The organism is Streptococcus oralis, assembly GCF_001578935.1.
GTDB lineage: Bacteria > Bacillota > Bacilli > Lactobacillales > Streptococcaceae > Streptococcus > Streptococcus oralis_R.
On sequence record NZ_KQ969521.1, the window covers coordinates 933,881 to 948,618 of the forward strand.

Consider the following 14,738-nt stretch of genomic DNA (forward strand, 5'->3'; position numbering starts at 1 on the left):
GGGTCAGTCTTAAGGAAATCAATCCAAAGACCCTCGAAAGCAAGCTCGTTCCTGGGCTCCACTTTGCTGGAGAGGTGTTAGACATCAATGCCCACACGGGTGGCTTTAACATCACTTCAGCCCTCTGTACCGGCTGGGTGGCAGGCTCAAATCCAATAAATACCAAATAAGAAAGGAAGTCCTTTGGAACATATTATTTTATTAAGAGGCGTTACTCCTAATGGAAAAAATGCTATCCCGAAAATGTCTTATTTGGTAGATATTTTAACAGAAGCTGGGTTTCAACACGTTCGAACCTATATTCAAAGCGGGAATATCATTCTTGAGAGTGACTTAGATTTAGAAGAAATACGAGAACGCGTTCATATTCTGATAAAGGAGAAAATTGGAGCTAACTTAAAAATGGTTATCAAGAATAAGGACGATTTTGAAAAGATTGTTCAAGAGAACCCATTTAGAGAAGACTATCTTCATGATCGTGTACATGTGATTCTTTATCAAGGACTTATCCAAAGTCTGCCATTAGAAAATTTGAAAGCTGACTACGGTGAAGAAGAAATTTGTGTAGGTGATCACTGTCTCTACCTCTATCTCCCTAGAACTGCAAAACGAAAAAAGCTCAATACCAACTATCTTGAAAAACTTTTTGGCGTGGATTTTACCATGCGAAAGTTAAACGTCGTGGAAAAACTGTTAACCAAATAGTACTTGAAATCATAACCACCCGTCAAACGGGTGGTTTGAACCAGGGCTATAAGCCCAAATTACTAGCCAGCGCCTAAAGACGCTGGCTTTCACCTTGTTCAAGCCTCATTGCTCTTGACTCGTCACTTACCTCTTAAAGAGGCTTTAGTATTACTTACCACTATCCCAAAAGGGATCCTCATACTCTTCGAAAATCTCTTCAAACCACGTCAACGTCGCCTTGCCGTACTCAAGTACAGCCTGCGGCTAGTTTCCTAGTTTGCTCTTTGATTTTCATTGAGTATCATATTCTTTTACACTTAAGAATCTAGTGCTATATCATGCTTTACTTGTTCTTCTCTTTTCGTACTCGTGAAGAAATCATCCACTGGATCATTTTTCTTCTCCTTTCGCTTTACAATTGGCTTGAACACCTTTATTGTATTGCGTTTGGAGTTTTTGGGTATATCCATAGATAGCGCACCCGCATAGCGGGTGGTTCTTTTGTCTCGCACCTAAAGGAGCGAGACGGACTAAAACTCACATAACCTAAAACAACCTTGAAAATCAATGCTTTAACCAGCATGTTTTTCAAGGTTTTTTGCTTGATCCAACTAGGAAAATTCATTTTTGTTGACAAACTACCTACTGGTAGGTATAATTGTTGTACAATTATCGAGAGGAGTTGCTTATGAAATCAATCATCATCGGAGCTGGCCTTAGTGGTCTCTATATGGCTTATCGACTACAAGAGGCCGGGAAGGATTATCTGATTCTCGAAGCAAAAGATCAGGCTGGAGGTCGGGCTAGTGGCTTAGAAACTGGAAATCAGCGTGAGCTGGAACTTGGAGCAACATGGTTTTGGCCAGATTTCGATAAGGAACTAGCCAGCCTTGTCGCAGACTTACAGCTAGAAACTTTTGACCAAAAAACAGGCACCTATCTGTACGAAAAGTCGATTCATGACATTCGCTCATTTGAACGTGCATTTTCTGATGGACGTCGCATTTCTGGGGGGATGTCGCAGCTAATCAAGGCTCTCTTAGCGGTTCTGGATCCCAAAAAGATCCACTACCAAGAAGCCGCTCGCTCTGTTCGCTTAGAATCAGGTCATGTGACTGTAAAGACGGATGAACATGAATGGACAGGAAATCAAGTTTTTCTGGCCCTTCCTCCCAGGCTAGCTGCCAAAACCATTGAGTTTCACCCTAGCCTTCCTGAGAACCTGATGGCTAATTGGCTAGGGACAGCAAGCTGGATGGCTCCACATGCCAAATACTTAGCTCAATTTTCCCGGGCCTTCTGGTTTGACAAGGGGCTGACTGGAAACGCCATGAGCCACTTGGGTCCCTTAACAGAAATTCATGATATTAGCGATTCAAACGGGGAGAATGCCAGTCTCTTTGGTTTCTTTGGTATTCCAGCTCAAGAACGACAAGCTTTAGGAGAAGAACAGTTAAAAAAATTAGCTCGTGCTCAGTTAGTGAGACTTTTTGGGCTTGAAACCTTACAATATTTAGAAAAGGAGAGCATCAAAGACTGGTCAGTTGATCCCTATCTAGCAACAGAAACGGATCAAGATTTTAGCCTTAGTCATCCTCATCCTGCAACTGCTAGGATACCGGGAGAATGGACTGACTTTCTAGTCGGAATCGCCAGTGAATTCGCACCGACGACACCTGGGTTTCTATCGGGTGCGATCGAGGCTGTTAACCAAGTCTTAACCATAGAAAAATGAGGGTGAACCCTCATTTTTTTTGTAGTTGATTGATTTTCGTCTGGATCACTTGGTCAAAGCTTGCTAGATCTTGACTGGCTCGAGCAAGGACCTGCAAACCTTGCACCATTGCAAAAAATTCTTGGGCTTCTTGACTAGAAAGTGTGGTTTCTTTAAAAACCTCATGGAGCCAATCATGGTTCATCTGGAAAAAAGCAGCCACTGCTTGGTTGATGGGTTCTGACAAGGACTGACTTTCTGTTGATAACATGGTACACAAACACAATTTGTCAGTCTCAAGGTTTCTTCGGTAGAGACCTGCAAATTGAGACAAGCGATCAGTTAAGTTCGTTTCACGATCCTTAATCATCTGTAAATCATAGGCAAAATTTTCAGAGTAAAGAGCGATCACTCGCAAGACCAGATCTTGTTTACTTGGAAAATAATAATGGATACTAGCCTTTTTAATCCCAATCTTTGTCGCAATATCTGCAAAGGAAAATCCATTGACTCCTCGTTTTTGAATCAAATCCGTTGCCAACTGGATAATCTTACCTTCCGTTTCACCTACTTTTTTCATGAATTCTCCTTACAAAAAAACTGCTATATCTTAAGTATAGCAGTTTTTGAAGATTATTCAATATTCAGCTGAAAATTATCTGTCTTCTAGTTTTACTGAATGGTTAAGATCTTGTCCAAACCAATTCGAGTGCTCTTGAAGTTGTTAATCTTGTGGTCACTTCGGTAACCGAGTGCGATTCCCGCTACAATGATTTCATCCTCACCAACAGGTAAATGGCGTCGCACTTCGTCTGGATACTTGATATTTTCGTAAGCAACCATGCTATCAAGGCCATTACTGCTAGCGCTTAGCATCAGGGTCTGCGCAAAAGCTCCTGCATCATAAATCGACCAGACTGGCGTCGTCTTAGGAACGGTAATATAGGCCATGACAGGCGCATTCCAAAGTTGGGCATTAGCTTTGGCAAAAGTTTCCATGTCTGGATCTGTTTTGACTTCCTCTAGCCACTTCTCCATATTGGACCAAGGGAGATCTCCCCAGTCCTGAATCGGTTTAACGGGTAAGTCTGCAGTTCCTTTGACCCCCTCCTGAGACTTCTCCAGATGCTCTTTTCGGATGGCTTCCATCGTAGCACCTGTTGCCACATAAACCTTCCACGGTTGGGAATTAGCCCAAGATGGTGCCTGTTGCGCTTCCGCTACAATTTGTCTTAAAAGAGCTGTTGCTACTTCTTTTGCCTGAAAATCACGGATTGAGATCCGTTCATGAAATACAGTTGATTGGTTCATTTGAAAGTCTCCTTATCTGTTGATAAGATAATTATACCTATCAGTAGGTAGAATGTCAACTAAAAAGAACTGGAGGTTGAAAAATCCGCTGTTTACAAGCAAAAACTATTTTGCTTGACGATGAACATAGTGGGCAATGACCTCCGCTGCATACTGGGCTGTTCCAGGTCCAAATTTGTCAATATTTTCCTTAAACTCTGAGTTCGCAACATAGCCTTGAGCAATCTGCCCAAAGACTTCTACCGAACAGTCAAAGCTATAACTACGAATGACTTGCAGGAGCTCTGCTGCTAAGGCTTGATTTTCGAGCGCAGCGATGGGGAAATCTGCCTGTTTCTGTTGTGCGAAATGCTCAAAGATTCTATTCAAGGCGGCCACCATCTCCTCTTCCTTGCCTTTTTGGCGTTCAAGCGCTTGTCCCATGACTTCCTGTCCATACTTCTCTACCGCCTCTTGGTGGTATTTTTGATTGTCTTGATAGCTGAATACAGTGAATTTTTCCTCAATCGTCATTTTTCTTTCTCCTTTTTGTTCTTGAATGGTTTTTTGCAAGGTGGAAATCAAGGTATCCAGATGTTGCCTTTCTTGGGTCAAATAGTCCAACTGCCTAGTCAAATGAGGCAATAAATCTGTCCTTTCTTCCTTTAACAGCTCTGCTATTTTTTCTAAAGAAAAACCTAGATATTTGTAATACAGAATGACCTGAAGGCGTTCCAAATCCTCCTGACTGTAGGTTCGATAGCCGTTTTCCGACTTTAAGGGAACCAAGAGCCCTATCTTATCGTAGTGGTGCAGGGTCTTGACAGAGACACCTGAAAGCTGCGCAGCTTCTTTTATATGGTACATGATTTCCTCCTTATACTCAATGAAAATCAAAGAGCAAACTAGGAAGCTAGCCGCAGGTTGCTCAAAGCACCGCTTTGAGGTTGTAGATAAGACTGACGAAGTCAGTTACATATATCTACGGTAAGGCGACGCTGACGTGGTTTGAATTTGATTTTCGAAGAGTATTACATTGATAGTATAACCCCTCCCCTTAGGGGATGGTCAAGAGTTTTTGAATAGTTTTCTCAAAAACGAAGCACAAGAAAAACCAGCAGGAGGGCTTCCTGCTAGTTTGGTCTTATGGATGGCTAACAATTAGCTCCAAACCTTGCCCTTCTAGGGTCCAAGCTTCAACATCACTTGGTAGGATAAAGTGGCTACCTTTTTGGATTGGATAGTTTTTCCCGTCAACAGTTAGTTGACCTTGACCAGCTAAGACACTCAACAGGCTATAGTCAGCTGTCTTTTCAAAGTCAACTTTCCCAGTAATTTCCCACTTGTAAACTGCGAAGAACTCGCTGGAAACGAGGAGTGTAGAACGCAGATCATCAGCTTTGACAGTCACAGGACGGCTATTGGCAGGCTCGCCAATATTCAAAACATCGATGGATTTTTCAAGGTGAAGTTCACGCAAGTTGCCCTTGTCGTCCTTGCGATCAAAGTCATAAACACGATAGGTGGTATCGCTAGACTGCTGGGTTTCAAGAATCAAGATACCTGCCCCTATAGCGTGCATGGTACCACTTGGTACATAGAAGAAATCTCCAGCTTTAACTGGTACTTTTGTCAGCAAGGCCTCCCAGTTTTTATCTTCGATTTGCTGGCGGAGTTCTTCTTTTGATTTGGCGTTGTGCCCATAGATAATCTCAGAACCTTCGTCTGCTGCGATGATGTACCAGCACTCTGTTTTCCCGAGCTCGCCTTCATGCTCTAGTCCATAGGCATCGTCTGGGTGAACTTGGACACTGAGCCAATCGTTGGCATCTAGAATCTTGGTCAACAGTGGAAATACAGGCTCTGGACGGTTACCAAATAATTCACGGTGCTTTGCATACAAGGTAGCTAGATCTGTTCCTTCAAAGCAACCATTAGCAACCTTTGAAACCCCATTGGGGTGAGCAGAGATGGCCCAGTATTCTCCGATTTTTTCACTTGGAATATCATAGCCAAACTCATCACGTAGCTTGGTTCCCCCCCAGATTTTTTCTTGCATAACTGATTGTAAAAATAATGGTTCTGACATCTTCTTCTCCTATCTGATTTTTCTTCCCTCATTATAGCAAAAAGCTAGATTTAATTGAACTCTTTTTCACATCTTATAAAGTAGGGAGAAGATTTTATAAAAATAGTGAACAAATGTGCTCTACTTAATACTTGCACCATTGCTGGCAATGACATCCTTGTACCAGTAGAAGGATTTCTTCTTGCTCCGTTTGAGACTTCCTTGACCTGCATTATCACGATCCACATAGATAAAACCATAGCGCTTGTTCATTTCGCCTGTTCCAGCTGAAACCAGATCTATACAACCCCAAGTCGTATAACCAAGCAATTCAACGCCATCTTGGTAAATAGCATCTCGCATAGCCTTGATGTGGGCTTCTAGATAAGCAATCCGATAGTCATCCGCTACATAGCCATTTTCATCCGGCGTATCCATAGCACCGAGGCCATTTTCTACGATGAACATAGGCTTTTGATAACGATCCCAGATGGCATTAAGAGTGATACGAAGCCCCAGTGGGTCAATCTGCCAACCCCATTCTGAGGATTCCAGATAGGGATTTTTGATAGAAGCAAAGACATTTCCAGCAGTCAGGTTTGTCACTTCTGGATCGCCTGAAGCCACTCGGCTCGCATAATAAGAGAAGGAAACAAAGTCAACAGTGTGATTCTTCAATAAATCTAAATCTTCTGTCGTCATTTCAATTTCTATCCCCTCACGCTCCCACTGCTTCTTGGCATAGTTTGGGTATTCCCCACGCGCTTGAACATCAATGAAAAAGTAACTCTTGCGGTCTTGCTCCATAGCTGCCCAGTAGTCTCTTGGATGGGCAGTGTTGGGATAGTATTGCCCTGCTGCCAACATACATCCAACCTTGTTTTCTGGGTCAATTTCGTGGGCAATTTTAGTCGCAAGGGCTGAGGCTACTAACTCATGGTGAGCCGCTTGGCATTTGACTTGCTCTTGATTTTCTCCTTCTTCAAAACAAATCCCAGCGCCTAAAAAAGGTGCATGCAGAATCATATTGATTTCGTTGAAGGTGAGCCAGTATTTGACCAACCCCTTGTAACGGGTAAAGAGGGTGCGACAGAGATTTGCGTAAAAGTCCAACATACGACGATTTCGCCAACCACCGTACTCCCTAATTAAGTGCATGGGGCAATCGAAATGCGTGATGGTCACCAGAGGTTCAATCCCATACTTGTGACATTCCTTAAATAAATCCTCATAAAAAGCTAGACCAGCTTCATTTGGCTCTGCTTCGTCACCTTGAGGAAAAATCCGAGTCCAAGCAATGGAAAGTCGATAGGTTTTAAATCCCATTTCTGCAAAAAGCGCAATATCTTCCTTGTAATGATGGTACATATCAATGGCTTCCTTTGCTGGGTAAAAATAGCCCTTCTCAAAAGAAAATATCTTTTTCTGACCTGTAATAATGGCCTCACGGTCTGGACCGATCGGTACCACATCAACATTAGCAAGACCTCGACCGTCCTGATTATAAGCACCCTCACATTGATTAGCTGCCGTAGCACCACCCCAGAGAAAGCCCTCTGGAAATTGAAGTTTTTCTGTCATAATTTTACCTCGCTTGATTTGCTGCTTCTATTATACTAGAAAGTAAGGAAAAAGTTTGGAACGTTTTGAATAATTATAGTACTAATTTTGCTTTCATAGACGAAAAAAAGACTGAAAACAGTCTTCTTTTAAATCAAAGCTGTGATAGCTGTTACTAGGCCAAAAACGATACCTGGCGCATTAGCAGCCGCAAGGGGAATATCTCTTTCTTTCTTGAAAAGACCGTAATAAACCCAGAGACTACAGTTGATGGCTGCGACCAAGGGCTGTATGAAATTTCCTTTTTGACCAGCCAGGTTGTTCATAATTTGTGGGAAGTAAGATACATACATCATAACAGACATGAAGGTCGCTACCCAACCCAAAATTTTCATTTGTTTTTCAGACATTTTTATAACCTCTTTTATCTTTACTGAATCTTATTTTATAATCTTCTCACAAAACAATCAAGACTTTGTAGCTTTTGTTATGAAGATGTAAACTATCACAATCTTGTGATAAGAAAGAGGAAACAAAAAAAGACCGGATTGCTCCGATCTTTTAACAATTCACATCCTCAATTTCTGTTTTAAAAATAGCTAAGGTTAACGTCAAATGACTACGCGCCCTATTTCATACGATAAAAATCAATCACTAAACCAGCAGGGCCTTTAACTAATAAGGACTCTGTTCCCCAATCCGTTTCACAAGGACCGTGTAAAATCTCGACACCAATCTCTTTCAACCGTTGGTAGTTCTGCTCTACATCCTCAACCTCAATGTGAAGAATGATTCCTGACTGAAAGTTTTCCAAAGGAACCAAATGATTTTGGGACAACATGAGACAGTGACTGCCAATCGTAAACTGAGCAAAACTGTTGTCAACATAATCGGCTTTTTTATCCAAAATACGCTCCAAGTCAGCACAGACTTGAGGAACATCTGAAACGATGATATCTAATTGATTTAAATTCATTTACTATCCTCCAGAAAAAGACCGGATTGCTCCGATCTTTTCAAGTTCTGCTCTAAGAAAATCAAAGAATAAAATTTACAAAGTTTACATTTGATTTTCGATGAGAGGAATTATTTGATTGCGCGTGATTGCAATCCTTCTTCTTCCAAGAAGAGGCGGAATGGTACGAGTTCCTCTGCTTCGTATTTTTCCTTGAAGGCTTTGATGGCTTCTTCTGAGTGAAGTTTTGGATCGAGTTCAAGAACTTCTACTGGAAGTGGACGGTGTTGCGTGATGCGGGCATCGATAACAACAGTTTTACCTTCTTTATTCAATTTAACAGCTTCAGCTACAACTGCGTCGATGTCTTCGATACGGTCAACTGTAAATCCAACAGCTCCTTGAGCTTCAGCGATTTTCGCGTAGTCAGCATTTGTGAAGTCTACACCAAACAAGTGTTTGTTTGTGTCTTCGTATTTGTTCTTGATGAATCCGTACTCAGCATTTGAGAAGACAAGGTTGATAACTGGAAGGTCATATTGAACGTTTGTGATAACGTCTGGGTAGCACATGTTGAATGCACCATCACCCATGATGTTCCATACTTGGCGATCTGGATTGTCTTTCTTAGCAGCGATACCACCAGGAAGGGCAATACCCATTGTCGCAAAGAGTGGAGATGTGCGCCACATGTTCTTAGGAGTCATGTGAAGGTGACGAGTAGATGTTTGAGTGGTGTTACCTACGTCGATTGAGTAGATAGCATCTTGGTCAGCATGTTTATTAATAGCATTGTAAACTTGGTACAATTGCAATTCACCCTCAGTTTTACCTTCGAGTTTGTTCATGTAATCACGCCAGTTTTGGTTGTTCTTAACGTTTGCACGCCACCATGGAGTAGATTCTACTGGGTTTACTTTGTCAAGGATTGCTTTGGCTGCTTGACCTGCATCACCAAGGATAGAAGCATCAAGGGCATGACGTTTACCAAGTTTGTATGGGTCGATGTCAACTTGGATGAATTTTTCAGTGTTCTTGAAGGCTTCGTAAACTTCAGCAAATGGGAAGTTTGATCCAAGGAAAAGAACGGTGTCTGCTTCAAAGACCACTTCGTTGGCTGGTTTCCAACCAACACGGTAAGCAGAACCTGTCAAACCTTCATAGTTCCATTCAAAGGCTTCAAAGTTTTTACCAGTTGTGATGATTGGTGCTTTGATTTTACGTGACAATTCAGTGATCACTTCACCAGCTTTAACACCACCAAATCCAGCGTAGATAACTGGGCGTTCAGCATTGTTCAAGATTTCAACAGCTTTGTCGATTTCAACTTCGTTCAAAGCAGGAGCGATGAATGAACGTTCGTATGAACCTGAACCGTAGTATGAGTTTTCGTCGATTTCTTGGAAACCGAAGTTTACTGGGATTTCAACAACAGCTGGACCTTTTTTAGAAACGGCAGCACGGCAAGCTTCGTCAATAACTTTTGGCAATTGCTCTGCGTAAGCTACACGTTTGTTGTAGACAGCGATCCCATTGTACATTGGGTTTTGGTTCAATTCTTGGAAGGCATCCATGTTGAGTTCGTTAACTGGACGAGAACCAAGGATAGCAAGGAATGGCGTATTATCCATCGCTGCATCGTAAACACCGTTAATCAAGTGAGTCGCACCAGGTCCACCTGAACCAACTGCAACCCCGATTGAGCCGCCGAATTTAGCTTGCATCACCGCTGCAAGAGCACCTGTTTCTTCGTGGCGAACTTGCAAGAAGCGGATATCTTTGTCTTCAGCCAAAGCGTCCATAAGGGAGCTAAGTGTTCCTGATGGGATACCATAGATGGTGTCGACACCCCAAGTTTTTAAAACGTTAAGCATTGCTGCAGAAGCAGTAATTTTTCCTTGAGTCATAATGATAACTCTCCTTCAAATATTTTTAAAACTTGATAAATCCGTTTTCATATACTAATTGGAAACGTTTCAGCAAATTTTTACTCTACTACTTTACCACATTTGTTTTTGGTCTCCTAAGAATGTGCTCAGAAGTTTTTATTCTCTATTACAGTACAGTTCGAAAGCGTTTTTAGTCTCTGTTTTATAATAATACTCAATGAAAATAAAAGAGCAAACTAGAAAGCTAGGAGCAGGCTGCTCAAAGCACTGCTTTGAAGTTATAGATAAGACTGACGAAGTCAGTTACATATATCGAAGCTGACGTGGTTTGAAGAGATTTTCGAAGAGTATAAAAAGCGAGCAAGCTCGCTTTTAGTCTATTTTACTAAAGTTTAGCATGAGTGAACTGGTTAAAACAGATACAGAACTAAAGGCCATGGCTAGACCTGCCAGTTCTGGATTGAGAACGAGACCAATTCCTGAAAAGACTCCTGCTGCAATCGGAATTCCGATGACATTGTAGATAAAGGCCCAGAAGAGGTTGAGAAGAATTCGATTGAAGGTTTTCTTGCTCATATCAAAGGCACGAACCACTCCTGTCAAATCATTGTGAGTAAGAACAATCCCTGCTGACTCAATAGCAATATCGGTTCCTGCGCCCATGGCAATCCCGACATCTGCCACACTGAGGGCTGGCGCATCATTGATACCATCTCCGATAAAGGCTACTTTACCAAACTGTTGTAGTTGATGGATTTCATGGGCCTTTTCTTCTGGCAAGACACCAGCAATAACCTCCTCGATGCCGATTTGATCCGCAATGGCACGCGCCACACCTGCATTATCTCCTGTCAACATAACTGTTTTAAGGCCACGTTTTTTCAGCTGACTGATGGCGAGCTTGGCATTTCCCTTAGGAATATCTTGCAGGGCAAGTAAGCCTTTGATTCCATTGTCAACAGCCAAGAATACAACTGTCTTAGCTTCTTTTTCCAGTTCTTCAAGTTTTTCCTGATAAGCACTCGAAATATCCATGCCATCTAGCATTTTAGCATTTCCAAGCAAGACTTGTTTCCCATGGACTTGCCCTGAAACACCTTTTCCGTGTAGGGCTTGGAAATTTTCTACAGGTTGAAGTTCAAGTCCTGCTTCACTCGCTCGATTGACAATGGCTTGAGCCAATGGATGCTGTGAGGCTTCTTCTAAAGAGGCAGCTAAGCCGAGCACTTCTGTCTCGTCACCAATGATATCAGTGACTACTGGTTTTCCTTCTGTCAAAGTTCCTGTCTTATCAAAGACGAGAGTTTGGACTTTCTGGATTTCCTGTAAAACGGTTCCATTCTTGAGGAGAACCCCCATCTTGGCACTCCGCCCTGTTCCCACCATGAGAGCCGTCGGTGTTGCAAGTCCTAAGGCACAAGGGCAGGCGATAATCAAAACAGCCACCCCATAAAGGAGAGAGGTCACAAAGCTAGCCTCAAGCAAGACAAACCAAACCCAAAAAGTCAGAATCGCTAAAATGACAACTGCAGGAACAAAAATTCCTGAAATCTTATCCGTCAAATCCTGAATCGGTGCACGGCTGGTCTGGGCTTTCTTCACAAAGTCCACAATCTGTGCCAAGACAGTCTCTGAACCAACTTTTTCTGCTTTAAAAATAAGAGTGCCACTATTATTGATGGTAGAGCCAATCACAGTATCTCCAACTGTTTTGTCTACTGGCAGACTCTCACCTGTCACCATGGATTCGTCAATACTGGAGACGCCTTCGACAACAACACCATCAACCGCAATCTTTTCACCGGGACGCACTCGAATCAGGTCACCTACCTTGACTTGTTCCAAAGGAACTTGTACATAGCTATCCTCACGCAAGACTTCTGCTGTTTTAGCTTGCAAATCCAGTAATTTCTCCACAGCTTGGGAAGTGTTTTTTCGCATTTTCTCCTCAAAAACGGCTCCCAAAAGAACAAAGAAGAGGATAAATCCAGCACTTTCAAAGTAAACAGGGAGCCCAGCAAAGAGAGCAACTAAACTATAGAGATAGGCCACTAGAGTTCCCAGTGCCACCAAGGTATCCATGTTGGCATTGTGTTTTTTAAAGCTGGCCCAAGCACTCTGAATATAAGGACCACCGGCAACTAGCATGATAGGTGTTGTAGCCAAAAAGGTACCCCAATGCATAACTGGATGACTAATAGTTCCTGTCAACATCCCAAGCATGAGGAAAACAAGAGGCAGGGTAAAGATGCTAGTAATCCAAAAACGTTGCAAAAGTGATAAAGATTTTCGCGTCTTCTCAACTACGGTATAGCTTCCTTTTTGCATCTTCATGCCACATGAAAATTCATGTTGCCCCAACTCTTGAGGTGTAAAACGAATTGTCTTCTCTTCATCCACGCCGATTGGTTCTAGAATTCCTTCTTCTTCAAAAAGGATTTCCTTGTAACAGTTTGAAGGGGTTGCACGATGAAAGGTAATCTCAGCTGGAATCCCTTTTTGAAGCTGGATATGAGCTGGATGATAACCCTTTTCAGCTCGGATACGGATTTTTTGAATGCCATTTTCTAGGCTTGCTTTCACAATTTCTGTCATAGTCTCCTCCTACTCTACAATCATCTTACCGTGCATCATGTTCATACCACATGCAAAGCCAAACTCTCCAGCCTGCTCAGGCGTGATTTCCACTACATACTCTTCACCCATAGGCAAGTCCGCATGCACACCAAAGTCTGGAAAAACAATCTGATCCAGACAGGGTGACGGATCCTTGCGGTCAAAGATAATGCGGGCTGGCACTGATTTCTTAAGGATAATCAACTCAGGCGTATAGCCCCCCATGACTTCCACTCGAATCTCTTGGTAGCCCTTTTTTTGCTGGGCCTTTTGTCCAGATTTTTCAGGCTTTTTGAAAAACCAAAACAAGATAAACGCGATAAGGGCAATACAAATAATGGTTACAATGCTATTTAACATGACGTCTCCTTTACATACAATTACATTTTACTTCAGCAACTGCGCTGGCTTTTTTCTCAGAAATCACAGCTTCCAAGTCTTTCAAGTCAGCCTGAGTGAAATCACATTCGACAATCAAATCAGCCAACAAGTTCTTAATCCTACGGGAACAAACCTTGTCTTTGATATCTTGGACAAGCAAGGCTCGGCTTTGGTCTAGAGTTAAAAGGGCTGAATAAACAAAGGACTTGCCCTCTTTTTTCCGAGTCAAACACTCTTTCTCAACCAGACGAGCCAAAAGGGTCTGAACTGTAGACTTGGACCAATCAAATCTCTCCTCTAAAACCCTAATCAAATCCGTGCTAGTCTGCTCGCCCTGCATCCAAACAATCTTCATAACCTGCCATTCTGCATCTGAAATCTGCATTAGCATTCCTCCAAAATCTACATTTGTCAATTATAAATCTAAGTATACTCTCAAAATCTACATTTGTCAATTATGAAATTACATATTTCTAAAAAAGAAGTTTAATCATTTGATGGGAGATTTGCAGTCAAATTTTACTATATAAACTATAAAAATATGCTATACTGAAGAAAAAAGAAAACAACCACTAGGGGTGCGTAAAGCTGAGATTAACGACTGTTAGATCCCTTTGACTCAATCTAGGTAATGCTAGCTGATGGAAGTGGAAATGATAATGAGGACTAACTGGTCTTCTATTGCTTTCCTGAAATAGACTAGCTTGTTCTTAAGAATACAAACTTCAGTTGGTTGGGAGGTTTTAGATGACTTATTTACCCGTTGCTCTAACCATTGCAGGGACTGACCCTAGTGGCGGTGCTGGCATTATGGCTGATTTAAAGTCATTCCAAGCTAGAGATATCTATGGAATGGCCGTTGTGACTAGCCTTGTTGCTCAAAATACCAGAGGTGTTCAGCTAATCGAGCACGTCTCCAACCAAATGTTGGAAGCTCAATTGGAAAGTGTCTTTTCGGATATCAAGCCTCAGGCTGTAAAAACTGGGATGTTGGCAACTACTGAGATCATGGAGATCATCCAACCCTACCTTAAAAAGCTGGACTGTCCCTATGTGCTTGACCCTGTTATGGTCGCTACAAGTGGGGACACCCTGATAGATACTAGTGCGAGAAGCTACCTAAAAACAAATCTGCTTCCCCTTGCTACCATCATCACCCCCAATCTTCCTGAGGCAGAAGAGATTGTTGGTTTTTCAATCCATGATCCAGAAGACATGCAACGTGCCGGTCGCCTGATTTTAAAAGAATTTGGTCCTCAGTCTGTGGTAATCAAAGGTGGCCATCTCGAAGGCGGTGCCAAGGATTTCCTCTTTACTAAGGAGGAACAATTTGTCTGGGAAAGTCCTAGAATTCAAACCTGTCACACCCATGGTACTGGCTGTACCTTTGCTGCAGTGATTACGGCTGAACTAGCCAAGGGGAAGACTCTCTATCAGGCAGTCGATAAGGCCAAGACTTTTATTACAAAAGCCATCCAAGACGCACCTCAACTCGGTCATGGTTCTGGTCCAGTCAACCATACAAGTTTTAAAGATTAAGAAAAACTCTCTAGTTCCCACTTTAAGGAAATTAGAGAG

At 42.3% G+C, this 14,738-nt stretch carries 14 protein-coding genes, 1 pseudogene and 1 riboswitch; of the genes and pseudogenes, 4 read left to right on the forward strand and 11 right to left on the reverse strand.

The window, feature by feature from the left end:
* The 3 genes and pseudogenes from SORDD15_RS10530 to SORDD15_RS04665 all read left to right on the forward strand — a co-directional run.
* Nucleotides 1–170: pseudogene (locus SORDD15_RS10530) on the forward strand (NAD(P)/FAD-dependent oxidoreductase); the annotation flags it as partial.
* A 13-nt stretch (nt 171–183) separates the two neighbouring features.
* Nucleotides 184–705 carry a DUF1697 domain-containing protein gene (locus SORDD15_RS04660; protein ID WP_061414876.1) on the forward strand — a complete coding sequence of 174 codons (522 nt, stop codon included), beginning with the start codon at nt 184–186 and terminating at the stop codon, nt 703–705.
* A 670-nt stretch (nt 706–1,375) separates the two neighbouring features.
* Nucleotides 1,376–2,422, forward strand: coding sequence for a flavin monoamine oxidase family protein (locus SORDD15_RS04665; protein ID WP_061414880.1), 1,047 nt, complete (start codon nt 1,376–1,378; stop codon nt 2,420–2,422).
* Nucleotides 2,423–2,432: 10 nt separating this feature from the next.
* On the opposite strand, the gene SORDD15_RS04670 is transcribed toward SORDD15_RS04665, so the two are convergent.
* The 11 genes from SORDD15_RS04670 to SORDD15_RS04720 all read right to left on the reverse strand — a co-directional run bounded on the left by SORDD15_RS04670 (nt 2,433) and on the right by SORDD15_RS04720 (nt 13,545).
* Complete coding sequence (locus SORDD15_RS04670; protein ID WP_061414882.1) at nt 2,433–2,981, reverse strand: TetR/AcrR family transcriptional regulator; 549 nt, start codon at nt 2,979–2,981, stop codon at nt 2,433–2,435.
* A gap of 92 nt (nt 2,982–3,073) precedes the next feature.
* Entirely contained in the window at nt 3,074–3,712 is a 639-nt protein-coding gene (locus SORDD15_RS04675) for a nitroreductase (protein ID WP_061414884.1), read from the reverse strand.
* A 105-nt stretch (nt 3,713–3,817) separates the two neighbouring features.
* Nucleotides 3,818–4,558, reverse strand: coding sequence for a MerR family transcriptional regulator (locus tag SORDD15_RS04680; protein ID WP_061414887.1), 741 nt, complete (start codon nt 4,556–4,558; stop codon nt 3,818–3,820).
* A gap of 277 nt (nt 4,559–4,835) precedes the next feature.
* On the reverse strand, nt 4,836–5,780 hold the full coding sequence (gene manA, locus SORDD15_RS04685) for a mannose-6-phosphate isomerase, class I (RefSeq protein ID WP_061414890.1): 945 nt from the start codon (nt 5,778–5,780) through the stop codon (nt 4,836–4,838).
* 120 nt (nt 5,781–5,900) lie between these two features.
* Nucleotides 5,901–7,340 carry a 6-phospho-beta-glucosidase gene (locus tag SORDD15_RS04690; RefSeq protein ID WP_061414893.1) on the reverse strand — a complete coding sequence of 480 codons (1,440 nt, stop codon included), beginning with the start codon at nt 7,338–7,340 and terminating at the stop codon, nt 5,901–5,903.
* Between the two features lie 128 nt (nt 7,341–7,468).
* Entirely contained in the window at nt 7,469–7,729 is a 261-nt protein-coding gene (locus tag SORDD15_RS04695; protein ID WP_001291473.1) for a SemiSWEET family transporter, read from the reverse strand.
* A 218-nt stretch (nt 7,730–7,947) separates the two neighbouring features.
* Nucleotides 7,948–8,295 (reverse strand): VOC family protein, encoded by a 348-nt coding sequence (locus SORDD15_RS04700; protein WP_061414895.1) that lies wholly within the window; start codon nt 8,293–8,295, stop codon nt 7,948–7,950.
* 110 nt (nt 8,296–8,405) lie between these two features.
* On the reverse strand, nt 8,406–10,181 hold the full coding sequence (spxB, locus tag SORDD15_RS04705; protein WP_000191798.1) for a pyruvate oxidase: 1,776 nt from the start codon (nt 10,179–10,181) through the stop codon (nt 8,406–8,408).
* A 354-nt stretch (nt 10,182–10,535) separates the two neighbouring features.
* Complete coding sequence (locus tag SORDD15_RS04710; protein ID WP_061414898.1) at nt 10,536–12,758, reverse strand: heavy metal translocating P-type ATPase; 2,223 nt, start codon at nt 12,756–12,758, stop codon at nt 10,536–10,538.
* A 9-nt stretch (nt 12,759–12,767) separates the two neighbouring features.
* Complete coding sequence (locus SORDD15_RS04715) at nt 12,768–13,139, reverse strand: cupredoxin domain-containing protein (RefSeq protein WP_061414901.1); 372 nt, start codon at nt 13,137–13,139, stop codon at nt 12,768–12,770.
* Nucleotides 13,140–13,149: 10 nt separating this feature from the next.
* On the reverse strand, nt 13,150–13,545 hold the full coding sequence (locus SORDD15_RS04720) for a CopY/TcrY family copper transport repressor (protein ID WP_061414904.1): 396 nt from the start codon (nt 13,543–13,545) through the stop codon (nt 13,150–13,152).
* Between the two features lie 179 nt (nt 13,546–13,724).
* Nucleotides 13,725–13,823: riboswitch (TPP riboswitch) on the forward strand.
* 84 nt (nt 13,824–13,907) lie between these two features.
* Here SORDD15_RS04720 and thiD point away from each other — a divergent pair.
* A complete protein-coding gene (gene thiD / locus SORDD15_RS04725) occupies nt 13,908–14,699 on the forward strand; it encodes a bifunctional hydroxymethylpyrimidine kinase/phosphomethylpyrimidine kinase (protein ID WP_061414908.1) in 792 nt (263 codons plus the stop codon).
* Nucleotides 14,700–14,738: the final 39 nt, after the last annotated feature.

Coding starts and splice junctions, on each gene's coding strand:
- SORDD15_RS04665 (WP_061414880.1), top strand. CDS start 1,376: ATGAAATCAATCATCATCGGAGCTGGCCTTAGTGGTCTCTATATGGCT.
- SORDD15_RS04670 (WP_061414882.1), bottom strand. CDS start 2,981: ATGAAAAAAGTAGGTGAAACGGAAGGTAAGATTATCCAGTTGGCAACG.
- SORDD15_RS04675 (WP_061414884.1), bottom strand. CDS start 3,712: ATGAACCAATCAACTGTATTTCATGAACGGATCTCAATCCGTGATTTT.
- SORDD15_RS04680 (WP_061414887.1), bottom strand. CDS start 4,558: ATGTACCATATAAAAGAAGCTGCGCAGCTTTCAGGTGTCTCTGTCAAG.
- manA (WP_061414890.1), bottom strand. CDS start 5,780: ATGTCAGAACCATTATTTTTACAATCAGTTATGCAAGAAAAAATCTGG.
- SORDD15_RS04690 (WP_061414893.1), bottom strand. CDS start 7,340: ATGACAGAAAAACTTCAATTTCCAGAGGGCTTTCTCTGGGGTGGTGCT.
- SORDD15_RS04695 (WP_001291473.1), bottom strand. CDS start 7,729: ATGTCTGAAAAACAAATGAAAATTTTGGGTTGGGTAGCGACCTTCATG.
- SORDD15_RS04700 (WP_061414895.1), bottom strand. CDS start 8,295: ATGAATTTAAATCAATTAGATATCATCGTTTCAGATGTTCCTCAAGTC.
- spxB (WP_000191798.1), bottom strand. CDS start 10,181: ATGACTCAAGGAAAAATTACTGCTTCTGCAGCAATGCTTAACGTTTTA.
- SORDD15_RS04710 (WP_061414898.1), bottom strand. CDS start 12,758: ATGACAGAAATTGTGAAAGCAAGCCTAGAAAATGGCATTCAAAAAATC.
- SORDD15_RS04715 (WP_061414901.1), bottom strand. CDS start 13,139: ATGTTAAATAGCATTGTAACCATTATTTGTATTGCCCTTATCGCGTTT.
- SORDD15_RS04720 (WP_061414904.1), bottom strand. CDS start 13,545: ATGCAGATTTCAGATGCAGAATGGCAGGTTATGAAGATTGTTTGGATG.
- thiD (WP_061414908.1), top strand. CDS start 13,908: ATGACTTATTTACCCGTTGCTCTAACCATTGCAGGGACTGACCCTAGT.